General features: G+C 60.1%; 22 protein-coding genes. 13 read left to right on the plus strand and 9 right to left on the minus strand.

All coding sequences use genetic code 11. The features are described 5' to 3' along the window. Positions 1-24 precede the first annotated feature (24 nt). Genes ACAX43_RS13975 through ACAX43_RS14000 form a run of 6 tightly spaced genes read right to left on the minus strand, consistent with a single transcriptional unit; the run spans position 25 to position 5,685 of the window. Positions 25-1,191 (minus strand): acyl-CoA dehydrogenase family protein, encoded by a 1,167-nt coding sequence (locus tag ACAX43_RS13975; RefSeq protein WP_370708987.1) that lies wholly within the window; start codon positions 1,189-1,191, stop codon positions 25-27. Beyond that, positions 1,188-2,477: a CaiB/BaiF CoA transferase family protein gene (locus tag ACAX43_RS13980; protein ID WP_370708988.1), complete on the minus strand. Its 1,290-nt coding sequence runs from the start codon at positions 2,475-2,477 to the stop codon at positions 1,188-1,190. Before ACAX43_RS13980 ends, ACAX43_RS13975 begins: the two co-directional genes overlap by 4 nt. A 7-nt stretch (positions 2,478-2,484) precedes the next feature. Continuing rightward, the gene (locus tag ACAX43_RS13985) at positions 2,485-3,333 is read right to left on the minus strand and encodes a MaoC/PaaZ C-terminal domain-containing protein (RefSeq protein WP_370708989.1); all 849 of its coding nucleotides are present in this window, start codon (positions 3,331-3,333) and stop codon (positions 2,485-2,487) included. A 13-nt stretch (positions 3,334-3,346) separates the two neighbouring features. After that, positions 3,347-4,501, minus strand: a complete 1,155-nt coding sequence (locus ACAX43_RS13990) for an acetyl-CoA acetyltransferase (protein ID WP_370708990.1) — start codon at positions 4,499-4,501, stop codon at positions 3,347-3,349. Continuing rightward, the gene (locus ACAX43_RS13995) at positions 4,498-4,905 is read right to left on the minus strand and encodes a Zn-ribbon domain-containing OB-fold protein (protein WP_370708991.1); all 408 of its coding nucleotides are present in this window, start codon (positions 4,903-4,905) and stop codon (positions 4,498-4,500) included. Before ACAX43_RS13995 ends, ACAX43_RS13990 begins: the two co-directional genes overlap by 4 nt. Positions 4,906-4,914: 9 nt before the next feature. Then, positions 4,915-5,685: an SDR family NAD(P)-dependent oxidoreductase gene (locus tag ACAX43_RS14000; RefSeq protein ID WP_370708992.1), complete on the minus strand. Its 771-nt coding sequence runs from the start codon at positions 5,683-5,685 to the stop codon at positions 4,915-4,917. Positions 5,686-6,046: 361 nt separating this feature from the next. Between ACAX43_RS14000 and ACAX43_RS14005 the strand changes: the two genes are divergently transcribed. The 12 genes from ACAX43_RS14005 to ACAX43_RS14060 all read left to right on the plus strand — a co-directional run bounded on the left by ACAX43_RS14005 (position 6,047) and on the right by ACAX43_RS14060 (position 18,101). Beyond that, complete coding sequence (locus ACAX43_RS14005; RefSeq protein WP_370708993.1) at positions 6,047-7,168, plus strand: LLM class flavin-dependent oxidoreductase; 1,122 nt, start codon at positions 6,047-6,049, stop codon at positions 7,166-7,168. A gap of 12 nt (positions 7,169-7,180) precedes the next feature. After that, on the plus strand, positions 7,181-8,047 hold the full coding sequence (locus tag ACAX43_RS14010) for a CoA ester lyase (RefSeq protein ID WP_370708994.1): 867 nt from the start codon (positions 7,181-7,183) through the stop codon (positions 8,045-8,047). 17 nt (positions 8,048-8,064) lie between these two features. After that, positions 8,065-9,321 carry an acetyl-CoA hydrolase/transferase family protein gene (locus ACAX43_RS14015; RefSeq protein WP_370708995.1) on the plus strand — a complete coding sequence of 419 codons (1,257 nt, stop codon included), beginning with the start codon at positions 8,065-8,067 and terminating at the stop codon, positions 9,319-9,321. Positions 9,322-9,336: 15 nt separating this feature from the next. Then, positions 9,337-10,095: an enoyl-CoA hydratase-related protein gene (locus ACAX43_RS14020; RefSeq protein ID WP_370708996.1), complete on the plus strand. Its 759-nt coding sequence runs from the start codon at positions 9,337-9,339 to the stop codon at positions 10,093-10,095. 89 nt (positions 10,096-10,184) lie between these two features. Further along, positions 10,185-10,889 (plus strand): TetR/AcrR family transcriptional regulator, encoded by a 705-nt coding sequence (locus tag ACAX43_RS14025; protein ID WP_370708997.1) that lies wholly within the window; start codon positions 10,185-10,187, stop codon positions 10,887-10,889. A gap of 356 nt (positions 10,890-11,245) precedes the next feature. Further along, positions 11,246-12,307 (plus strand): ABC transporter substrate-binding protein, encoded by a 1,062-nt coding sequence (locus ACAX43_RS14030; protein ID WP_370708998.1) that lies wholly within the window; start codon positions 11,246-11,248, stop codon positions 12,305-12,307. A 1-nt stretch (position 12,308) separates the two neighbouring features. Continuing rightward, positions 12,309-13,091: an ABC transporter permease gene (locus tag ACAX43_RS14035; protein ID WP_370708999.1), complete on the plus strand. Its 783-nt coding sequence runs from the start codon at positions 12,309-12,311 to the stop codon at positions 13,089-13,091. Positions 13,092-13,104: 13 nt separating this feature from the next. Continuing rightward, on the plus strand, positions 13,105-13,908 hold the full coding sequence (locus ACAX43_RS14040) for an ABC transporter ATP-binding protein (protein WP_370709000.1): 804 nt from the start codon (positions 13,105-13,107) through the stop codon (positions 13,906-13,908). Further along, entirely contained in the window at positions 13,905-14,786 is an 882-nt protein-coding gene (locus tag ACAX43_RS14045) for an ABC transporter permease (protein WP_370709001.1), read from the plus strand. Before ACAX43_RS14040 ends, ACAX43_RS14045 begins: the two co-directional genes overlap by 4 nt. A 26-nt stretch (positions 14,787-14,812) precedes the next feature. Beyond that, the gene (locus tag ACAX43_RS14050; RefSeq protein WP_370709002.1) at positions 14,813-15,619 is read left to right on the plus strand and encodes a carboxymuconolactone decarboxylase family protein; all 807 of its coding nucleotides are present in this window, start codon (positions 14,813-14,815) and stop codon (positions 15,617-15,619) included. Between the two features lie 71 nt (positions 15,620-15,690). After that, the gene (locus tag ACAX43_RS14055) at positions 15,691-16,470 is read left to right on the plus strand and encodes an SDR family NAD(P)-dependent oxidoreductase (protein ID WP_370709003.1); all 780 of its coding nucleotides are present in this window, start codon (positions 15,691-15,693) and stop codon (positions 16,468-16,470) included. Positions 16,471-16,478: 8 nt separating this feature from the next. Next, a complete protein-coding gene (locus ACAX43_RS14060; protein ID WP_370709329.1) occupies positions 16,479-18,101 on the plus strand; it encodes a class I adenylate-forming enzyme family protein in 1,623 nt (540 codons plus the stop codon). Positions 18,102-18,795: 694 nt separating this feature from the next. Here the strand turns inward: ACAX43_RS14060 and ACAX43_RS14065 are convergent. After that, positions 18,796-19,218, minus strand: coding sequence for a hypothetical protein (locus tag ACAX43_RS14065; RefSeq protein WP_370709004.1), 423 nt, complete (start codon positions 19,216-19,218; stop codon positions 18,796-18,798). A 120-nt stretch (positions 19,219-19,338) separates the two neighbouring features. Continuing rightward, positions 19,339-19,794, minus strand: coding sequence for a hypothetical protein (locus tag ACAX43_RS14070; RefSeq protein ID WP_370709005.1), 456 nt, complete (start codon positions 19,792-19,794; stop codon positions 19,339-19,341). 298 nt (positions 19,795-20,092) lie between these two features. Here ACAX43_RS14070 and ACAX43_RS14075 point away from each other — a divergent pair, with 298 nt between their 5' ends. Beyond that, on the plus strand, positions 20,093-20,395 hold the full coding sequence (locus ACAX43_RS14075) for a helix-turn-helix domain-containing protein (RefSeq protein ID WP_370709006.1): 303 nt from the start codon (positions 20,093-20,095) through the stop codon (positions 20,393-20,395). Between the two features lie 227 nt (positions 20,396-20,622). Here ACAX43_RS14075 and ACAX43_RS14080 read toward each other — a convergent pair whose 3' ends face one another. After that, positions 20,623-21,366 carry a type IV toxin-antitoxin system AbiEi family antitoxin domain-containing protein gene (locus ACAX43_RS14080; protein WP_370709007.1) on the minus strand — a complete coding sequence of 248 codons (744 nt, stop codon included), beginning with the start codon at positions 21,364-21,366 and terminating at the stop codon, positions 20,623-20,625. Positions 21,367-21,598: the final 232 nt, after the last annotated feature.

The following is a 21,598-nucleotide window of genomic DNA, read 5'->3' on the forward strand; positions in this document are numbered from 1 at the left end:
GTCACCCGCATCGATGATGCCCGCTCAATACGACTTCGACTGACCCAGCACCCGCTCGGCGATGTACGACAGAATCATTTCGCGGCTAACGGGTGCAATGCGTGTGATCATCACTTCGCGCAAATAGCGTTCGACATGGTATTCCTTCGCGTAACCGAAGCCTCCATGGGTAAGAATGGCCCGCTCGCAGGCGTGAAAGCCGGCCTCCGCCGCGAGATACTTCGCAGCGTTCGCTTCCGCACCGCACTCGCGTCCGTTGTCGTATAACCATGCCGCCTTGAGCATCATCAGATTTGCGGCCTCGAGTTCCATCCAGTTCTGCGCAAGCGGATGCTGGATGCCCTGGTTCCTGCCAATTGGCCTGTCAAACACGACACGTTCATTGGCGTACGCTGCCGCCTTGCGTAGCGCGACGCGTCCGATACCGATCGCTTCCGCGGAAAGCAGAACGCGTTCGGGATTCATGCCGTGCAGGATATAGCGAAAGCCCTTGCCTTCCTCGCCGATCCGGTCTTCGAGCGGCACTTCGAGGTTGTCGATGAACAGCTCGTTGGAGTCCACCGCCTTGCGGCCCATCTTCTCGATTCGCCGGATCGACACTTTGCTACGGTCAAGGTCCGTATAAAAGAGCGACAGGCCATCGGTATGACTTCGGCACTCCTCGATCGGCGTGGTACGCGCGAGCAGCAGTATCCTGTCGGCCACCTGCGCCGTCGAGATCCAGACCTTCTGTCCATGCACGATGTAACGATCGCCCGATCGCACTGCTCTCGTTTTCAGTTGCGTGGTGTTCAGCCCCGTGTTGGGTTCGGTGACGCCGAAGCAGGTTTTTGTTTTGCCCGTCAGCGCCGGTGGCAGAAAACGCTGTTTCTGCTCCTCCGTTCCAAACACGACGATGGGGTTTAGGCCGAAGATGTTGATATGAAATGACGAACAACCCGACATGCAGGCTCCGGTCGCCGCCACCGTCTGCATCATCAGCGCTGCCTCCGTCACGCCGAGACCGGATCCGCCATACGCTTCCGGAATCGCCATGCCGAACCAACCGGCTTTGGCCATCGCATCGTAGAACGCATGAGGAAATTCGCCGTCCGTATCGCGCTCCAGCCAGTAATCTTCAGTAAAAGCAGAACACGACTGTTCAACCGCGTCGCAGATTGCAACCTGTTCCGGCGTGGGCTCGAAGTTCATGACGTCTCTCCGGGAAGTTCCGCCGTCTGCTCGGCGCTGACGATGATCTTTCGGGCAATCAGATCGTCGATCTGTGCATCGCTCAGTCCGGCTTCTTTTAACACCTGCACGCTATGTTCGCCGTGGCGCGGCGTGAACCGATGGGCTGCCGGCTGGGTGCGGGACCATGTGCCCGGATGGCGCATGGTTCGAAGCGGGCCTTCGGTAGGATGCTGCTCGAGGCCAAAGTAATGTGTTGCAGCCAGATGAGGATCGTGAAAAATGCTCTGAAGGTCATGAACCGGCACCGCCGGAATATCGATCTCACCAAGACATTGAAGCCATTGCGCGGTGGTCCGCGTAGCCAGCGTCCTTTCAAGCTCGGCGTAAATGGCGTCGATGTGCTGGCTTCGCGTGGACAGAGTTGCGAAGCGCGCATCGGCGTCTAACTCGGCTTCGCGGCCAAGAACCCGATAGAAACTGCGCCACTGCCTGTCCGTGTACACCATTGCGCAGACGTATCCATCGAGCGTCTTGTACGGGCGCCGGCTTCGCGAAAGCAGACGCTGATAACCGCCCGCATCGAGAGGTGGATCGTACGACAAGCCGCCCATATGATCCGACAGCACGAAATTCACCATCGTCTCGAACATCGGAATATCGATGCGCTGCCCCTTGCCGCTGACATTGCGCTCGATCACCGCGGCCAGAATCGCGTTAACGGCCGCGAGCCCCGTAATGCGATCAGCGATGGCAGCCGGCACATATTGGGGCGGCCCGCCCGTGCTCCTGCTGAACATCGCGGCCAGCGTCGACGCGCCCTGCATCAGGTCGTCGTACGCAGGACGATCTGCATAAGGACCGTTCTGACTATAGCCGAACATGCCCGCGTAGATAATGCGCGGATTGACCGCCGCCAGCGCTTCATACGAGAGCCCAAGCCGCATCATGGCCTGGGGCCTCACGTTGTAGACAAATACGTCCGCCCCGGCGGCGAGACGCAACAGTGCCGACCGGCCTTCCTCCTGCTTCAGATCGATGGCAAGACTGCGTTTGCTGCGATTCGTATTGATGAAAAGCGCCCCCATTCCCGCGTGGCGCGCAGGCCCGATCAGACGTACCAGATCGCCGTCGGGCCCCTCGACCTTGATGACGTCCGCGCCCATGTCGCCGAGGATCTGCGTACCATACGGACCCATCAGTACCGTCGTCAGGTCAACGATACGCAGACCGCGCAACGGCCCCGTCGGCTCACTCGCTTCCTGCAGATCAGCCTGTGCATCGAACATCATGTCTGTGCGCTCCATTACCGGTTCATGCCAGGGTGGCATATCCATTGTTGAAAACGACCTTGTCCCGTTCCAGCGCACGCGCGCGCATGGTTACTCCTTCGGGTTCGCACCAGATTTCGACACGCAGTGTGTCGCCAGGAAACACCGGCGAGCTGAAACGTCCGCGCAGTGATTTCAACCTGCTTCCGTCGTTGTTCAGCAGGCGCGCCACGAGCCCGCGGGCGACGACTCCGAAGGTCGCAAGACCATGCAGTATCGGGCGCTCAAAGCCAGCCCTGCGTGCGGCTGCGGGATCAGCGTGCAGCGGATTCAGGTCGCCGGACAGGCGGTAGATCAATGCCTGTTGAGGCCAGGTGGGAAGATCCACGCTGAAGTCGGCCTCGTGCCCGGGAACGGGGTGCGATACGCGCAACTCCGTCACCGGGCCGCCAAATCCGCCGTCGGCCCGGCAGATGACGCCCATGCCGACAGTGGCCAGCGCTCTCCCTGTTGGCTTGTCGACAACGTCCCGATCCAGATAGAGCATTGCGCCCTTCTCGCCGCGATCCACGATATCGACAACCCGCGTCTTGCCGATGACGGTGGCCGAAACGGGTAGCGGTGCGTGTAGCGTCAGTACCTGTTCACCGTGCACGATCTGGGTATAGTCGATTCCCAGGTCCATATCACGCAGAGAAGCAAACGCGTGAATTACCGGCATGGTCGGAAATACCGCCAGATCTTTTTCATAGACGTAGCGCAGTTCGCCCTCATCAAGCGGATTGCCGCCGATGCCCAATCCGAGCGCATACAGCATCACGTCCTTTGAGGTGTAGGCATACTCCACGGCCGGGATATCCAGCGTTAGTACCCTCTCATAGTCGATGGTCATGACTGGCCCCCCTTCATCCACGTGCTTCAGCAGAGCCGAAGATGAGCGTTGCCTGACTGCTCAGCACGCCGCCGTTGCCGTGCGCGAGAGCCAGATTCACTCCCGGTACCTGGCGTGCGCCACATTGCCCCGCGATCTGCCGTGCCGCTTCTACCATCGTGAAAAGGCCATACATACCGGGATGGACGCACGACAGACCACCGCCATTGGTATTGACCGGCAGACTGCCTCCCGGAGCAATCCGTCCTCCTTCGACAAATGCTCCGCCCTCACCCTTTGCGCAGAATCCAAAGTCCTCCAGAAACAGGATCGGGTTGATCGTGAACGCGTCGTAGAGTTCCAGGACATCTATATCTGAGGGCCCGATGCCCGCCTGGGCGAACGCGCGGCTGCCAGTCTGCACCGCGGCAGTCGTGGTCAGGTCCGGCATCTGTGCGATATAGCGGTGCGAGGTTGCTTCAGCTCCTCCGAGCAGGTAGGCGGGCCGCGCTATCAGATCCCGCGCGCGGCTCGCACTGGTCATCACCACGGCCGCCGCGCCGTCACAAATCAGGCAGCAATCGCGCACGGTGAACGGCGATGCGACGGGTCGTGCGGCCAGGCATTCGTCGATCGTCAATGGGTCGCGCATAAAGGCTTCGGGATTAAGCATCGCCCATTGACGGGCCGCCACCGCGACCTCCGCGAGTTGCCGGCGCGTGGTGCCGTATTCCTGCATGTGCCGGGTCGCAGCGAGCGCATATGACGCCGCGAGTGTCACACCATAGGGTGTTTCATAGATCGACGCCCCCGGAGCAGCGATCGGTCTGCGGACGCCCGAGCGCGGATTGGCGCCATAGGCGATCAGCGCGACGTTGCACAGACCCGCGTCGATTGCGAGCGCAGCAGATATGGCGTGGGTCAGGAACGCAGACCCGCCGGTCCGGTTGTTGCCGGTCGTGGCCGGGTGAATGCCGAGGTATTCAGCCAGGCTCAAACCCGACAGCATGTCGTCGGGGAGACAGACGTAAAGGCCATCCACTTCCGCCAGTTTGATGCCCGCGTTCCCGAGCGCGATCAAACCAGCGGTAGCGGCCAGATCCATTGAGGTCAAACCCGGCGACTCACCAATCCCGAACGTCGCCGTTCCGACGACTGCTGTGCGGCCGCGTGGAAATCCACCTTTCATCGGAGCGCTCCCGATTCGGCCACCCTCGCCTTGGCGAAGTCGACCAGGTCAAACGTCAGAAGTGGCTCGCCTTCATGTGTGACGATCCGGGCGCGCACTGCAGCACCGATCGCACCATCGGTTGGCGGCGTCTGGTTCAGCCGCGACAGGATGCGCGGCCCCTCGTCCAGATCGACCAGAACGATCACAGAATCCGGAGCGGGCGGTTTCTGTGCGACGACAGTCAGCGAATACACCACGCCGCAGCCGCTCGCCTCCACCCATTCGAGATCCCGCGAACCGCTGCCTGGCTCAGCGATGCGCGGCGGAAACACATAGTGACCGCTGTTGCGCGCGCGCTGCAGCATGAAACGGCCTGCGGCCAGAAAGGATGCAAATTCCTGATCGGGATGTACGTCGCTCATGGGCTCGCCTCAGCTCGACATGTGATAACCGCCGTTCACGCCGATATGCTGACCGACGATATACGACGCGGCATCCGATAGCAGAAAGCAGATCGGTCTGGCCGCTTCTACGGGTTGAGCCCAACGGCCAAGTGGAATCTGCGACAGCAACCCTTCGCGGAAGCGTTCCCCGCGGATGACTTCCGTCATGGGGGTTTCGACGAGACCGAAGCATACGGAATTCGTACGGATTCCGTACTTCGCCCATTCGCGTGCCGCGCTCATCGTCATCCCCAGCATGCCGGCTTTGGCAGCCGAGTAGTTGATCTGCCCGACCGAACCCTTGCGTCCGGCATCGGACGAAACATTGACGATCGCGCCGGGCGCATGCTCGCCGGCTTTGGCGCGCTCGATCATGTGACGGCCCACCGCCTGCAGCCACAGGAAAGTCCCGGTCAGATGAACGTCGATTACCTGCCGCCACTGCTCGAGCTCCATCTTCTCGATCATCGCCGGGCGGCTGATGCCGGCATTGTTCACCAGCCCGTCGATCCTGCCAAAGCGCTCGACGGTAGTGCGCACGGTGTCCCGGGCAAAGTCCGGATTCGAAACATCGCCAACGAATGCGACGACTCTCCCCGGGTATTGCGTCTCAAGTCGTTGCAACGGCTCACCGTTCAGATCGACGGCAGCCACGCTCGCGCCCGACTGCAACGCGAGCGAGAGCACGGCATGCCCGATTCCCTGAGCGGCTCCGGTGACAATCACGACCTTGTCCTGCAGTGATAGAAGCTCTGTCATAACCATCTTTGCCCGCATAGGTGACGACAAGAAATACGAACCGGCGCGCCGACGGCGTCACGACACGTAGCGCACGCCATGAAGATTGCGGCGATCCGGTTCCGTTGTCAATACCCGCACGTATATTTTAGTTCTTGATAGTATTTACCCTGTGGCAGCATTCTCTGCCGCCGCGAAACATCGCTTGACAGAGTGGTATGCGGTGCTAACATACGCATCAGTATAAAGACATTCTCATAAGTACATTAGCCGGGCGACGACCGTACTGCGCTCATGGGTGAGTGAGATGTCTGCGGCATCGACAATGACTTTTCAACGCTATTCGTTCGCAGCGCCCAGGGCTCTGCAAGGGAGAGGCAAAATGCACGTCGGCGCAGGTTTTTTCTTTCAGGGCCTGGGTGATCCAGTCGATCAGAACGTCTATGGCGTCCAGATGCCACTTGTCGATCAGGCGGAGGCACGTGGCTTCGAGTCGATCTGGACCGCGGAGCATCACTTTACGCGTTACCACATGATGCCGAACCCGGCGCAGTTTTTGACCTGGGTCGCAGCGCGTACCACGAAGGCGCTGGTCGGATCGATGGTCATGATCGTGCCCTGGCACAATCCGGTCCGACTTGCGGAAGAAATCTCGGTACTTGACATCCTGTCCGGCGGCCGAACCATTCTGGGGCTTGGGCGCGGACTGGGCGCCGTTGAGTTCGACGGTTTTGGTCTGAATATGGGTGAGTCGCGGCAACGGTTCATCGAATATGCCGGCGCAATTTCCGAAAGCCTCGAAACGGGGGTGATGCGCGCCGACGGCGAACTCTTCAAACAGCCGCCCGTGGAAATCCGGCCGCGCTCGCCGCTGACATTCCGGGGACGCAGCTATGCGTCGGCGGTATCTCCCGAATCGGCGAAGATCATGGCGCAGTTCGGCTATGGCCTCATGCTGATCGCGCAAAAGCCGTGGGACACTGTGGTGAAGGAAACCCGGGCATATGCGGAGATTTTCGAATCGATCAATGGCTATGAAGCGCCGCGTCCGATCCTCGTCAACCTGACCACCGTTGATCGCGACGCCGGCCGTGCCCGCGAATTGCATGACCAGTACACGATGGCCTATGCCCGTTCGACGATTGAGCACTACGAATTCAACAATCCGCGCATGGAGACAGTCAACGGTTACGAGTACTACGCCGGTCTGCGGCGTAACATCGAAAAGCACGGCATTCTGCAGTTCAACCGTTTTCTGGCGGACTTGCAGATCAGCGGCACACCGGATCAGGTAATCGATGCCACCGTCGATCGCGTGCGCGCGCTGGATTGTGCGGCTGTTGTCAACGTCCTGACAATGGGTGGCATGCCGGCGGACGTCGCGCATCGGAACTTCCGGACCTATGCGGAAGATGTCTTGCCGCGGCTCAAGACGATCGACACTTTCCGCGGCATCGGGGCGCAGCAACGCGAACCGGCTCGCGACGTTCACCTGGCCTCGTGAGCGAGAGGGGCCATGCAACACGCTCCGTTCTGGCGAAGCCTGTTCTTTGCGCCGGCCAATCGGCCTGACCTGCTGGCGAAGTTCGGACGGGTCGACGCCGACAACTATGTGATCGATCTGGAAGACGGTACACCAGTCGAGCACAAGGAAACAGCCCGCGCGCAATTGCATGAAGCGGTTGCCGTCGCGCGGCAGGGAGACCTGCGCGGCCGGTTGCTGGTGCGCATCAACGTGTTGGATGGCCCGTTTGGCGTTCACGATCTGGCGAGAGCACTCACCTGCGAGATCGACGGCATAGTCATACCGAAGCTCGAGAATGCCGCTCAGTTGCTCGACATCGATACGGCCATGACAGCAGCGGGCGTGCGGATGGCCATCGTAGGAGGAATCGAGTCGATTGCTGGCGTCATGGATATCGCCGCCTGCGTGAAGGTCTCGAAGCGTTTGCGCGCTGTCTATTTCGGTGCCGAGGATCTCGCAACGGAGATGGGCGTGCGTCGCACCGAAGCATCTAACGAATTGCTCTACGCACGTCAACGTGTGGTGCTCGCCGCAAAATCCGCTTCGATCGCGGCGATCGATCAAGCCGTGACGGAAATTCAGAACGACGCGCTCTTCGGACGCGATGCCGCGCGCGGGCGTGATTTCGGCTACGACGGGAAGATCTGCCTGAATCCGCGTCAGGTGGGACTCGCGAACACCGCGTTCCGGCCGGATGCGACCGAAGCCGCTTACGCTAAAAGGCTGCTTGCCGCGGCGCGCGATGCGGCGGCTTCTGGCCACGGCGTGACATCGTTTGAAGGAAGAATGATCGACGCACCATTGATCGCGCGGGCACAGCGAATCGTCGCGATGGTCCAGGCTTTGGGAGAAACGTAGTGGCGGCCCCGAAAGAAATGACGCTGGAGACCCTCGAATTTGCGCAATTCATCCGGCCGGGCGACGCGGTAATCTGGGGCCAGGTGAGTAGCGAACCCCTGCCGCTAACCTCGCGCCTGATGGCCCAGCGCGCATCGACAGGCGGGTTTTCCGTGTTCCTCGGTGCAACCTATTCGGACATCGTTCAGCCGGCGTACGCCGATCACGTCCGCTTCAGGGCCATAGGCGGAAACGCCAGCAACGGGAAGCTTGCCAAAGCCGGCGTGCTGGAAGTCATTCCCGTGCAGTTGTCGAATATCGCGCCATACATCGAGCAGGGCTTTCTCCCGTGTGACGTCGCGCTGGTGCAACTGACCGAAGACCCTGACGGTAATTACCGGTTTGCAGTCGGCAGCGATTACATCGTTGCGGCGGCCAGCAAGGCCCGCGTCGTTATCGGAGAAGTCAACGCGCAGGCGCCTCGCACCTTCGGCCCGCATACGTTGCCGCGCGAGCGAGTGGCCTGTGTCGTGCGCACCGACCGGCCGGTCCTGCAGATTCCGCCTTCGCCAGTCGGCGCAATCGAACGCCAGATTGCGACTCACATCAGCCGGTATATAGACGACGGCACGACGCTGCAGATGGGCATCGGCTCCATACCTGAAGCGGTCATGTCCTGCCTCACAGACCGCAGGGAGCTGGGTATTCATTCCGGCATGATCGGCGACAGCCTGGTCGATCTGATCGAAGCGGGCGCCGTCACCAACGACCGCAAGCCGATCGATCGCGGCAAAACGGTCACCGGCATGCTCGGCGGAACCGATCGTCTCTACCGGTTCGCCGACCGCAACCCGCAAATCGTCATGCATACCGTCGCTTATACCCATGGCGCAGGCGTGCTAGCCACGCTGCCGAAACTGGTTTCGATCAACGGCGCGCTCGAAGTGGACCTGACGGGGCAGGTCAACTCCGAAGTCGCCAATGGATTGCAGGTTGGTGCGGTCGGCGGTGCACTCGACTACGTGCGCGGCGCGCACCGTTCGGTGGGCGGCCGCTCCATCATCGCGTTGCCTTCGACCGCGCGCAATGGTGCTCTCAGCCGCATTGTCGTATCACTGAACGGCCCGGTCAGCACCTCCCGCAGTGACGTTGATGTCATCGTCACCGAATACGGCGCGGCCGAGCTGCGTGGCCGCTCGTTGTCCGAACGGATCAAAGCCATGATCCGGATCGCGCATCCTGACTTCAGGGATGCGCTGTCCCGGCAAGTCTTCGAGCAACGTCGTCATACCTGACCCCGAGGAGTTCCCATGGCAGACCTGTGTTATGAGCAACAAGGATCGACCGCGGTCATCACATTGAACCGTCCGGCTAAAGGAAATGCGATCAACCAGGCGGTACGCACCGGACTCTTCGAGATGTTCGACAGATTTGAGCGATCCGAGCTGCGTGTCGCAATCCTGACCGGCGCGGGAGACGCCAACTTCTGCGCAGGCATGGATCTCGTCGAAGCCGCGGAAATGGGCCTTGGCGTGCCGCCGGCAAGCTTCCTGCCGATCCTTGGCGATACCGTCCGCGTCAGCAAGCCGGTCATCGCGGCAGTCAATGGCCGCGCGCTGGCAGGCGGCTGGCTGTTTGCGCAAATGTGCGACCTGTGCGTGGCCAGCTCGAGCGCGACCTTCGGTATTACTGAAGCCAGAGTCGGCCGCGGTATGCCGTGGGCCACGCCGCTCATTCACATGATTCCGCAGCGCATCGCCATGGAACTGCTGCTCACAGGTGCTCCGATCACCGCACAGCGTGCCTACGAAGTCGGCTTCGTCAACCGCGTCACGGCGCCCGCTGACCTGATGCCTGCCGCCCTCGAACTGGCTGCGACGATCGCCACGTGTGCGCCATTGACGGTCCGCGCAGCCAAGGAAGCATTGCTGACAGCGACCGAAATGGGCCGAAGTGCGGCGCTGCGTTCGGCCACGCATATTTTTGAATCCGTCTACCGCAGCAACGACGCAATCGAAGGACCCAGAGCATTCCGGGAAAAACGGGCACCGGTCTGGACAGGGAGCTGAGTGACCGTCACGCTCCTGGGCGCAAAAAACGATCTGCTAAGATTCGAGGCGACGATAACCTGTTGATCTTCGAATCCGGACGTAACACTATGCCGACCAGTACAAAAAGCAGCGCCGCGCCGAAAAAAGTGTCCAGATCCAAGCCTGCAAAACCTGCACCCAAAGCGAAGGCTGAGGTCACGCCCCCCGAAAGTCGGGCTCGCAGCATCCGCAATGAGGTCGGCGCCTACAAGCGCGAGCTGATTCTGCGTGCGGCCTGTGAGACGTTTTTCGAGCACGGCTACCACGATACCACCGTGGATATGATCGCCGACAGGCTGTCCGGTTCCAAAGCCATCTTTTACTACAACTATGCGGACAAGCATGCGGTGCTCGAGGCAATCTGCAAGCGCGCGCTAGGCACCGCGCAGGAAGTCGTTCAGCGCGCTATCAATTCCGATGCTGCACCTGCGTCGATGCTGCGCACATTCGCGCGTCACTACGCCGAATGGGTCATCGACAACCAGTTGATGGTTGGCGTGTTCTGGCGCGAAGAGCGTTCGCTGTCCGACGCCGCGCGTGCGGCCCTTGCCGTTGAACTGAAGAAGTTTGACGACATGGTCGCGCAGATCATCGACAGAGGCGTCGCGTCCGGCGATTTCAAGGTCGACGACGTTCACACGACGTCCCGTGCGATCTCGGGCATGATCTCTTTCACCTACACGTGGTGGCGCGCCGGCCGCCGTCTGAGCCGCGAAGACGCTGCCGACTACTACGCAATGATGGCGTTGCGTCTTGTAGGCGCCCCCCTGTAACGGAACCTTGAATTTTCCGACCGGAATTCGCATCGGCCGCAGATCCCGCGCTTAGTGAAAATACTGATGCGTATAAATATGTGCTATTCGGTATTGACGCTCACGCAGTCCTTCTATATCGTTGGTATCAGGAAAGACAAAACCATGCCGACACGAGGCTGGTTTGCGGAAAGGCGGCTCATCGCGCAGATCAGTAAGCGCTTTCGACGATAGACGCCTGTGCAGTCCCTGAATTAACTGTCTGCGGTACCGGCCTCGGCCAGACGGCAGTACGGAAGCAACTGAACGGCATCGCGCACGCCCGGCACGTTCCCGCTTTCTTCCGGCAGTTGATTTTTACAATAAAGGGAGGAGCCATGCGACATCTGATCCGGAAATCGAAGATATTCGCCTGCCTGCTGATACTTTGCGGGTTGACGGGCGTTGCAAACAGTGCTGACACCGTTGCGCCGAAATACACGCTGACCATCGCGATAAGCGGCGAAACACTGGTTTATTTTCCGCTCTACGTGGCCCGCGCTGGCGGATTTTTCGAGCGCGAGGGGATCAAGGTGGACTGGGTGAATGTCGGTGCGGCCTCGCGCCAGACGCCTGCCGTGATGGGCGGCAGCGCAGACGTCACGCCCCTGTCGCTGTTCCACATGTTTGACGCGGAGTCGAAAGGTCTCAAGCTCGTCGCGATCTCCGACCTGTTCGACGCGACCGCGCTGCAGGTTGTCCTGACCAACAAGGCCCTGAAGAGCACAGGCATCACCGCCTCCATGTCGCTTGACGAGAAAATCAAGCGCCTCAAGGGTCTGCAGATCGGTACCTCTGCCCCCGGGAGCGGCACCGAGACCGCGTTCCGCAAGATGCTGATCGCTCGCGGAATCGATCCGGACAAATGGGTACAGTTGCGGCCGGTCGGCGGCGCAGCACCGAGCCTCGCCGCGTTCCAGAACGGCCTGATTGATGGTGTCGTCTACGCGGCGCCGGTTCCTGAAATCATCGAATCGAAGGGCCTGGGCCGCACCGTGATCGACGGCTTTACCGGCGAAGTGCCCGAGGTCGCCGGCGTGCCCTTTCTGGTGCTCGCAACGAGCCGCGACACCATCCAGAAGAAGGGGCCGATGATTAACGCCGCCGTGGCTGCCATTGCCAAAGCGATGGCCTTCACACAGCAACATCCTGAAGAGACCTCGGCGATGCTGCGCCAGTACTTCCAGAACACTGATCCCGCCGTCTACGCGAAGATGGCCGACTCATATCGCAAGGCGTCGGCAAGGAGCCCGTTGATCACGCCGCAGCAGGTCGCCAACACCGCCAGGTGGACGGGTATCGGCGAAACACATCCTGTCGATGCGAAGTATCTCGACATCGTTGACCCGGAACCCGCCAGACTGGCGCTTGGGCAGACTTCCGCGAAACAGGGCCAGTGACATGAGCACGCGAGCCCTGCAGACCGGCATCAACAAGGACTGGAGTCTTCATCTTTCCCGGCTGGTGGTCGCGGTGTGCATCGTCGCCGGCTGGGAGGCCCTGGGGCAGCATGGTGCGGATGCGTGGATCAGCCGTCCGGGCGCGATAGCCGCGAGGTTGTGGATGTGGTCCACGACGGATCTCTGGATGCATCTCGGCACGACCCTCCTCGAAATGCTGATCGGCCTGGTAATCGGTGTGCCACTCGGTGCGCTTTCAGGGCTGCTGCTCGGCCGCGCGCCGGTGATCAACCGGCTGCTGCGTCCGATCATCGTCTCTGTCTACAACATCCCGATGATCGCGCTCGCGCCATTGTTGATCCTCTGGTTTGGCCTGGACCTGATGCCAAAGGTCGTGCTCGTCACGATCGTGACGTACTTCATTCTGTTCTTTGCGACTTTTTCAGGCTCGGAATCGATCGATCCGGACCTGTTCGCCACACTCAATCTGATGGGCGCGAGCCGTACCGAACAGTTTCGCAAGATCGTGCTGCCGGCGTCGACGGCATGGATTGCATCGGCGATGCGGCTTGCGCTGCCTTACGCCCTGATCGATGCGACCATGGGCGAAATGCTGGCAGCACGGCAAGGACTTGGCTTTCTGCTGACGAATGCGATTTCGGAGGTCGATATGACCGGCGTCTTCGCGACATTGATCATTCTGATGGCAATCGGCGTCGCGATGGTCGTGCTCGCCAACCGTATCGACCGGGCGTGCTCAGGCTGGCGCGCGGCGGCGAAGTAACAGGAGGTGCAACGTGATAGTCAGCAACGCCGTTGAGAAAATCCGGCTCGAAGACGTCAGCAAGAGTTTCACGGCACGGCACCGCACCGTGCAGGCGCTTCAGCCGACGAGCCTGCAGGTGGCGAATCGTGAGTTCGTCGCCGTGGTCGGACCAAGCGGTTGCGGCAAGTCCACCATCCTTAACATGATCGCCGGCCTGTCGGCGCCCTCTTCCGGGCGGGTACTCTACGATGGTCAGCCGGTCACCCAGGTCAACCGGCGTGTGGGCTACCTCACGCAGAAGGACACGTTGCTGCCATGGCGCAGTGTGGCGGATAACATCGGCATCGCTCTCGAACTGGCTTGCAACCATGTGTCTGTCAGCGAGCGCAATGACCGCGTGGCGCGGATGGTCGATCTCGTGGGCCTCAGAGGATTCGAGCATCACTATCCCGGTGAACTGTCCGGAGGCATGCGCAAACGCGCCGCACTCGCTCGCACGCTGATCTATGGGCCGGAAACGTTGCTGATGGACGAGCCGTTCGGCGCGCTCGATGCGCAGCTCAAGCTCGTGATGCACGATGAACTGCTGCGCCTCACTGAGCACCATGCCATGACGGTAGTTTTCGTGACCCACGACCTCGCCGAGGCAATTGCGCTGGCAGACCGCATCGTCGTGTTCGGTGGCCGGCCGGGCCACATAAAAACGGTCCGTCAGGTCGATATTCCCTATCCGAGAGACGTGTTTCGCGTGCGCTTCACATCGGGTTTTTCACGCCTTTATGAGGATCTGTGGGAAGAACTGAAGGGCGAGGTCAAGGAGGCGGAAAGGGTATGACTTCCATCCACAATCCGCCTGACCGGGGGCTTCGCAAGGTTGTGCCGCCGCGCCCGGCTGTCGCCGGCTCACCGACCATTTCATTACGCCGTCTGCTTGCGAGACCGGGTGGAGCGTTCATCGGAAGAAGCGCGGTCGTGCTCGCGCTGATCGGCGTGTGGGCACTCGTCGCGGGCTTGCTGCAGAGTTCGTGGGTCAGTAGCCCGATGGAAACCGCGAAGACGCTGAACGGCTGGGTTGCGGACGGTTCGCTCTGGTTTCATCTGCAGGTGACGCTTGCCGCGATGATTGCCGGTTTTGCGATTGGCTCGGTTGCGGGCATTGCATGTGGTATCACATTGGGATTCCTGCCCTTCGTCGAACGTGTGTTCTCGCCGTTCATCGTCGCACTCTACTCGCTGCCGAAGATCGCCATTGCGCCGCTCCTCGTCATTGCGTTCGGTATCGGTATCGAATCAAAGATCGTACTCGTCGCGATCACCGTCTTCTTCATGATGATGTTCAGTGCGCTTGACGGCGTTCGCGAAATCGACAGCGACCTGATCCAGACGCTGCGCCTGATGGGCGCCTCGCAGTCCGAAATAGCGCGAAAGATCATTTTGCCGGGAGCGTTGACATGGATTTTTGTCGGGCTGCGTCTCTCCGTGCGGCTCGCATTCACCGCGGCGATTCTCGGCGAAATCATTTCGAGCAATCGCGGCATTGGATATCTGATCGAGTTTTCGGCAGTCAAATACGATTCTGCCGGTGTATTCGCCGCAATCATCGTCGTCGTGGCTTGCAGCGTAGTACTGACTGCCATTGTGACGCGAGTGGAAAAGACCACGTCACGCTGGCGGCTTTCGAACGCTGTCGAAGTGCCCGACGGTGCACTCTGACTCTGCACGATCCTGGAGGAAGTTCCATGTCTTTTGTCGTCAACGATACATTGCATCGGGCTGGCATTGCGTTGCGTTCGAAAATACTCGGTGAAGAGCGCGTGCGTCGTGCGCTCGAAAGCGAAGACGATCTGATCGAGTATCACCACCTGCTTGGCCACGAATGTGCATACGCCCAGGTCTGGTCGCGCGCAGGTCTAACGCCAAAGACTCGCTCGCTTGTGGCATTCGCCATGCTCGCCGCACTGACACCGCGCGGTGAAACGTTGAAGGTGCATATCCGGGGCGCAGTGCGCAACGGAGCCACGCGGGCGGAAGTGCGGCAGGTTCTTGCAACCATCAGTTTCTACCTGGGCGCCGGCATCGGGACCGACGCGATCAAGTCGGCCCGCGAGGAATTCGCCGCAATGGAACACGAGTCAATGCCCGTTTCGGCGACGGCAAGCGCCGTGGACGACACCCGCATCGAGGCGGTCGATACGGTTGCGAAGCGGGGCAAAGTCATGCGCGAGAGACTGTTCGGCGTGGAAACCCCTGCTGTTGTTGACGACGGCGACGCCGGGTTCGCTTATGAAGGGCTGAAAACCGATTACTACTTCGGCGTGCTCTGGAGCGACGACGCGTTGCCGCCCGCGCTCAGGGTTCTTGTTGTGATCGGCATTCTCTGCGCGAGCAACCGGCTCGCACAACTCAAGGTTTATCTGCGCGCCGCACAGCGGCTCGGTTGTAACCATGGTGAAATCAAGGAAGTTTTCCTGACCGCATGCATCTACTGCGGTGCGCCAGCCTGTGAGGATGGGCTCGCCGCAGCCCGTGAGATCTTCCCGGCCTGAGCATCTCGCGCCAGAGGTACGGCCAGGTTTGCCTGGCATGCGTCGACAAAATTGCAGGAGTGCGCCCGAACATGACTACCCGTATCGATGAACCTTTCTTTCCTGAAGGGGCCGCCATTGTCGTCGGCGGCAGTGGCGGCATCGGACGCGAAATTTGCCGATGTCTGGCTGATCTCGGTGCAGATGTCGCATTGACCTACCGGAACAACGCAGACGCAGCGGCGCAAGTTCAGAACATGATCGAGCAGTCAGGCCGCAAAGCGTACACGGGTGCGCTTAATGTCGCCGACGGCGAAGCGACGAAGGCTTTTATCGATGCGGTGGCTGAGCAGTTTTCCAGAGTACATACGGTTGTATTCGCCAGCGGCGCGAATTTCCGCCTGGCCTACCTAGCGGATATCGATCCCGACGAATGGGCCAGAACCATCACGGGTGACCTCACGGGGTTTTTTAACGTCACAAAGGCTGCGATTCCGCATTTGCGCAAAGGGGGCGGCGGGTCGTTCGTGGCGCTCACATCAGCAGCGCTCGTGAGGCATTCGCCCAAGGACATCCTGTCGACGGCACCCAAAGCCGGCATCGAGGCACTGATACGGGCGATCGCACGCGAGGAAGGACGCTTCAATATTCGCGCAAACGCAGTTGCTGTGGGTGCGATCGATGGCGGCCTGATGGATCGGGTTTGGGAACAGGTCTCTCCCGAATTCGGACAGGCGATGCGGAGCAATACATCGCTCAAGAGGCTGGGCACCCCGCGCGAGGTCGCGGACGCAACTGTATATCTTGCATCGTCCCGTGCCTCTTTCATCACCGGCCAGAGCCTGACTCTGGACGGCGGATACTCAGTCTGAGGTGTGCGATGGCGGAAAACACACTCGGTATCGCGCTACGGAACGCGGCTCTCGGGCACCCGTCGGTTACCGCACTGGTCGATGGCGAAACTCGCCTGACTTATGCGGAGCTTGACAGCGCGGCGACGCGGCTTGCGAAGGGACTGACAATACTTGGGGTCGGTCACGGGGACCACGTCGGCCTATGGATGCAGACGCGCGCCGAATGGATCATCTGCTTCTGCGCCTGTGCGCGAATCGGCGCCGTCGTGGTCCCGATCAATACCCGCTACAAGGCTGAGGAAGCGCAGTACCTGATCGCACAGGCCGACGTGAAAGTGCTGATCGCCGAACGCCAGGTCTGGAAAAATGACGCGTATGCGCTGATGCTGTCGATGTGTCCTGAGTTGCCCGCGCAGCCGTCCGGTGCTCTTCACCTGTCGACCTTCCCGCAACTGCGCTCGATCGTGATCGTCGACGGGCAGGCGCCTGCCGGAACCGTTGCCTATCGATCAGTCCTTGAAGCGGCGCCCGACGACATGCAAATAGCACCCGAAACGCCTGTCAAGGAGAGCGATCCGCTGTTGATCTGTTTTACGTCCGGCAGCACCGGTCGTCCCAAAGGCGTTGTACATTCGCATCGGACCCTACGTCACGCCAGACGGATCGCCGATCTGTTGCGAATCAATCCTGGCGATGCCCTGCTCGCCAACTGGCCGCTATACCACGTCGCAGGTCTGTTCATCGTGACCGTGCCAGCCATTCTGAGCGCGGCGACGATGGTGCTGCAGTCCCACTGGAGTGGCGACGTGGCGCTTGACCTGATCGAACGCGAGCGCATCTCGGTAATCGGCGGAGTAGCTACACACTATTTTGACATGGTCTCGGCGATGAATGACCGCCCGCGCGATACATCGTCGGTCAAGGTTGCGTATATCGGCGGCTCGACGTTAAGGGAAGAGATATTCGACAACATCATGCAGACACTTCGCATTGAGCGTCTGCTGTCTACCTATGGCATGACCGAGAACACCGTGTCAACAACCTTCAATGCCTGGGACGATCCCAAGGCGATGTGCTGCAGGAACATGGCGCAGGTCATCACCGAAGGACGTGTCAGGATCGTCGATCCGGACTCATTGGAGGAGTTGCCCGCCGGCTCGCAGGGAGAAATCTGGTGCAGCGGGCCGACCGTGATGTTGCATTACTACAAGTTGCCCGACGCAACGGCGCGGGCCCTGACGGAGGACGGATGGTTGCGCACGGGCGATCTCGGTCGCTTCGACGAAAACGGCTACCTGGAGATTACCGGGCGCATCAAGGATATCATCAAGGTTGGCGGTACGAACGTATCGCCAGTCGAAATCGAGAATATTCTGATGGGAATGCAGGCGGTGAGCTTTGCGGTAGCGGTCGGCGTTCCGGACACGAGACTCGGTGAAGTAGTCTATGCGTATGTAGAAGCAAAACCAGATGCGACGCTCGATGCATCTGAACTCGTCTCGTGGTGCAGACCTGTCATGGCCGAATACAAGATTCCGCGTCACATCAAGGTGATCGAATCGTTTCCGCGTCTCGCGACAGGGAAGATCGATCGCTCCCTGCTTGCCCGCATGGCGATTCAGGAAGTCCTGGCGAAGGGCGGAAGATAAGCATGCGATCTCGGTTAGCACGGGATCCTCGAGTTGAAAGGACGAGCTTCAGCACCTGCCTGCGATCGAAGCAGCAAGGCATGCCAGCGAGATGCGGTGACGGATACGTTGTGGTTAGGAGCGAGCGATCAGCGAACCGAACCAGCCGTGGGCCGACGCAAGCGGTTAGCCGCCTACGCAAATAAAATTCGATGTCTCATTTACGTCTCCGTGGCCAGCATATTGCGGCCAGCCAAGATACTGGCACAGCGGACGGCTTCGGCCAAGAGTCGCAACATTGTTGTCAAGGCGGGATAGCTGGTGCTTACGACTGAAGCTGCTATCCAGTGACATGGTGGCCATCGACGACAGCAAGTTCAAGGCTGCGAACAGCCGCGACAGAAACTACACGGCGGCCAAAAATCGACAAGCGCCAGCAGCAGATCGAAGAATGGAGCGCGTGGAATCGAAAGACGATCCTTTCACCGGGAGCCGGCAACGCCATGGCAGCAAAAGAACTGAGAGCCGCCCTCGGGCGGCTTCATGCTTTCTGGGCAGTTGGGTCAGGTGGGGGGGTTCACGGTGAAATTGCTACGACAATGCAATGGGCCAATGCGCTCTAGGGGTGCCGCTATGCAAAAAGAAACAACTCCTTCCTGCGACGGCGCCATTGACGGCGCGACGCGGATTCAATCCGATTCGACGTCTGCACTTCTCACCAGCCAGCATCTGGATCCCGATTGAATTCGCGCCTGGCAACCTCGATCACCCGTATCGGGTCGGTTATGAAAACTTCCGCAGGCAGCCCGCCGTCCAGTAACGCGTGCGGCGAGTAAAGCCAGAATGCGCGCCGCCATCCCCCGCCATCATCCAGACCGGGCAAGTTCTCAAGCAGACTCGAGATCTCGGGAAGTAATGCACCATTTGAATCAAATTGAAACCATGGATACACGTACCGGTGCTGCGCGTCAGACCACACCCCGAGCAGGGCACCGGAAATGAGCAAATCACGGATATGTCCGACAGCATCCTGACCGCCCGGGACACCGATTAGCTCTGCCACCCGTGTGTCGTCGGGCCAGCGATTCGCAAGTAGTTCATCGCGAAAAGCAAGCGCAGCATCTTTGGGACTGGACATACGCCTCGCCTTGATAAGGTTGGCAAGAGGACCGGCACCGCGCAGCACGCCGTGTGGCGTTGCCCTCGACTGGGCATGGCCCAAGGCAACGCAATCCGGACGTGCGACGCCAACGCTCGTTTAGTGGCTAGCCGGTGCGGCAGCAACCTCTCCGAGCACTAATGCGCACACCAGATCGTCCGGCGGCTGGACGTGCCGGTCGGCGCGTGAGCAGGGTCTCATTTCGCCGCTATCCGTGGAGTACCACAGGCGCAATATGGTTTCGACCGGCTCCTTTTCGCGCCAGATGCCTGTAACCTGACGCAAACGTGCGGGGCCGTTTTCAGCCACGAGGTCCAGTACATATACGCTGAAACTGGCGGGTTCGATCTGCGCGGCGAACTCCATCAAGGCGTCCGGCCCACCAATCAGCCAACCATCCGGCAGCTCGATGCCATCGCTCACGTTGTGCGCGCTCACAACAAGAAAGTTCAGAACCTCATCGGTCCAGCCGACACACCGCCACGCCTGATAGGGCTGGGCGATTGCTTTCCTGACTGGGTGCGACTCCGCCCAGCTCGTATCAGTGACCAACATCTACACTCCTTAAGTTAATCCGATAGCCCACGTCACCTTGGGTCCTTGTATTCGATACGCATCCCTCATCTGCAGAATTTCCGTGAAGGCGGAAGGAGCGCCCTGCTCGTTGCCGTTGAGCCGGATGTCCGTCAGCAGGCCTTCGCTCCATCACACACAATCACAATAGGCTCAGAAAGCCGCAGACCCTAGCAGCGCAAGCCGGCCAGCCCTTCAAGATCAGGCTAATTCCTAGTGAACTGGGAAGACAAATTATAGCGTCAAAAGGACAGTGCTCCCATTTCACTGGGAGCAGAATTTGGAAGCTGTCGAAGCCTTTGGAGCGGTTCTGCGCAAGCGCCGTCTAGCGGCGGCGCTGACACAGGAGCAGTTCGCCTTCGAGGCAAACATCCGGCGCAACTACGTCAGCATGCTCGAGTTAGGCCAGCATCAGCCGACGCTCAGCATGCTGTTCACCCTGGCGGCCGCGTTGCGCTGCCATCCAAGCGACCTGCTGCTCGAGGTAGAAGAGCGGCTCGCGAAGGCGCGCAGGAAAGAACGGAGAACACCGATCCGGCCAGCGCGCCGACGGGCGCGCGCAACTAGGCGCACGTCAGAATGAAGAGACGCTCCGATCGGTGCCCGTGAAAGGCACTCGCTGCTGCCGCCGACGTTGGGCCCCGTGCGAACAAGCGTTTCCCGACAGCGTGAACATCGCTGCGCCATGCCGACGGTTCATCTGGGCGTAACCGGTGGAAACCGGTTACGCGACGAATGGGAAGCGGATCGCATCGGACCAGGATATCGCTTTCCCACTCACGGCTCGTGCGCCTTTCCTCCAGAGGGCAATCAGGGCTTCAGGGTGAGCCTTCGGCCGCCCTCTTCTTGAGCTGACCAGCGCTTGCCCGGGCTCAGCTGATCCGCGATGACCCGTAACTCGCGGCCCCATTCATGTCCGCTGCTCTCGCCCAGGTCGCGCACAAGTCTGACCACCTTGACACGTGTACAACGTCGCAGCAGTCCAAGGAGACGATCTGCACGCAGGTTCCGCAGCGAATCAGCCAGATGCAGTGCCTCCTCCAGCGATTGCCCCTTTTCGCCGCGCTTGCCAATGTCGCTGGCAAGCTCGAGCAGCGCAAGTTCGGGTATGGATACCAAGACAGAGGAATTCTTCAATGGCAGTGGCTTGAGACAGTCTGACAGGGAGAACTGGTCATCGAACAGCCGCGTTGTCTGATAGGTATGAGGCAAATGCTGTTTGACCCAGGACGGAAAGCGATACGCCTGAAGTCCCCACAACGTTATTCGCGGCCGGAACGCAATGTTGTGGCGTACCCCCTGCCAGTCGAGCGCAGTCTTTCCACCGACATGAAGCCCCGCAGTGTGTCGGCTCAGGTACATGAGAATCCCTTCCGTTGTTGGAACGTCTCCCCTGAGCAGATAGGCCCCTTTCGACAGTCGCTGCAGCCACCCGGCAGTCACCAAGTAGTGAGTCTGCGCAGGGCTGATTCCCAGGTTTCTGAGCATCTGAGGGTCGAGAGGTTGTCCACGCGGCGCCTCTCGCATCAGAAGTTGTACGGCTCGCTCTGCCACAATAAAGCTCCCCAATCGCGTAATTTGACATCGTCAAATATACATATATCGGTATTTAACGCAAATAAAACACGCAGTTGATAAATTGTTTTTGCTGTCCTTTGGCTGACCGCTGGAATTCGGATCTCGTCAGACCGGCCGTTTTTCATCAGACCGGAAGATCGAAAATTGTAAGACTGACCGGACTTGAAGTAAGCAGAAAGCTGATTTGCGGGAAACGCTCGGGGAAGCT

Origin of the sequence: Paraburkholderia sp. IW21 (assembly GCF_041321145.1) — a bacterium.
Lineage (GTDB): Bacteria > Pseudomonadota > Gammaproteobacteria > Burkholderiales > Burkholderiaceae > Paraburkholderia.

What these genes read in the sequence shown, in the direction of transcription:
- ACAX43_RS14025 (WP_370708997.1), top strand. Translation starts at nt 10,185, where the DNA reads ATGCCGACCAGTACAAAAAGCAGCGCCGCGCCGAAAAAAGTGTCCAGA.
- ACAX43_RS14035 (WP_370708999.1), top strand. Translation starts at nt 12,309, where the DNA reads ATGAGCACGCGAGCCCTGCAGACCGGCATCAACAAGGACTGGAGTCTT.
- ACAX43_RS14015 (WP_370708995.1), top strand. Translation starts at nt 8,065, where the DNA reads ATGACGCTGGAGACCCTCGAATTTGCGCAATTCATCCGGCCGGGCGAC.
- ACAX43_RS13990 (WP_370708990.1), bottom strand. Translation starts at nt 4,501, where the DNA reads ATGAAAGGTGGATTTCCACGCGGCCGCACAGCAGTCGTCGGAACGGCG.
- ACAX43_RS13995 (WP_370708991.1), bottom strand. Translation starts at nt 4,905, where the DNA reads ATGAGCGACGTACATCCCGATCAGGAATTTGCATCCTTTCTGGCCGCA.
- ACAX43_RS14065 (WP_370709004.1), bottom strand. Translation starts at nt 19,218, where the DNA reads ATGTCCAGTCCCAAAGATGCTGCGCTTGCTTTTCGCGATGAACTACTT.
- ACAX43_RS14020 (WP_370708996.1), top strand. Translation starts at nt 9,337, where the DNA reads ATGGCAGACCTGTGTTATGAGCAACAAGGATCGACCGCGGTCATCACA.
- ACAX43_RS14005 (WP_370708993.1), top strand. Translation starts at nt 6,047, where the DNA reads ATGCACGTCGGCGCAGGTTTTTTCTTTCAGGGCCTGGGTGATCCAGTC.
- ACAX43_RS14060 (WP_370709329.1), top strand. Translation starts at nt 16,479, where the DNA reads ATGGCGGAAAACACACTCGGTATCGCGCTACGGAACGCGGCTCTCGGG.
- ACAX43_RS14045 (WP_370709001.1), top strand. Translation starts at nt 13,905, where the DNA reads ATGACTTCCATCCACAATCCGCCTGACCGGGGGCTTCGCAAGGTTGTG.
- ACAX43_RS13975 (WP_370708987.1), bottom strand. Translation starts at nt 1,191, where the DNA reads ATGAACTTCGAGCCCACGCCGGAACAGGTTGCAATCTGCGACGCGGTT.
- ACAX43_RS13980 (WP_370708988.1), bottom strand. Translation starts at nt 2,477, where the DNA reads ATGGAGCGCACAGACATGATGTTCGATGCACAGGCTGATCTGCAGGAA.
- ACAX43_RS14000 (WP_370708992.1), bottom strand. Translation starts at nt 5,685, where the DNA reads ATGACAGAGCTTCTATCACTGCAGGACAAGGTCGTGATTGTCACCGGA.
- ACAX43_RS14070 (WP_370709005.1), bottom strand. Translation starts at nt 19,794, where the DNA reads ATGTTGGTCACTGATACGAGCTGGGCGGAGTCGCACCCAGTCAGGAAA.
- ACAX43_RS14010 (WP_370708994.1), top strand. Translation starts at nt 7,181, where the DNA reads ATGCAACACGCTCCGTTCTGGCGAAGCCTGTTCTTTGCGCCGGCCAAT.
- ACAX43_RS14030 (WP_370708998.1), top strand. Translation starts at nt 11,246, where the DNA reads ATGCGACATCTGATCCGGAAATCGAAGATATTCGCCTGCCTGCTGATA.
- ACAX43_RS14055 (WP_370709003.1), top strand. Translation starts at nt 15,691, where the DNA reads ATGACTACCCGTATCGATGAACCTTTCTTTCCTGAAGGGGCCGCCATT.
- ACAX43_RS13985 (WP_370708989.1), bottom strand. Translation starts at nt 3,333, where the DNA reads ATGACCATCGACTATGAGAGGGTACTAACGCTGGATATCCCGGCCGTG.
- ACAX43_RS14050 (WP_370709002.1), top strand. Translation starts at nt 14,813, where the DNA reads ATGTCTTTTGTCGTCAACGATACATTGCATCGGGCTGGCATTGCGTTG.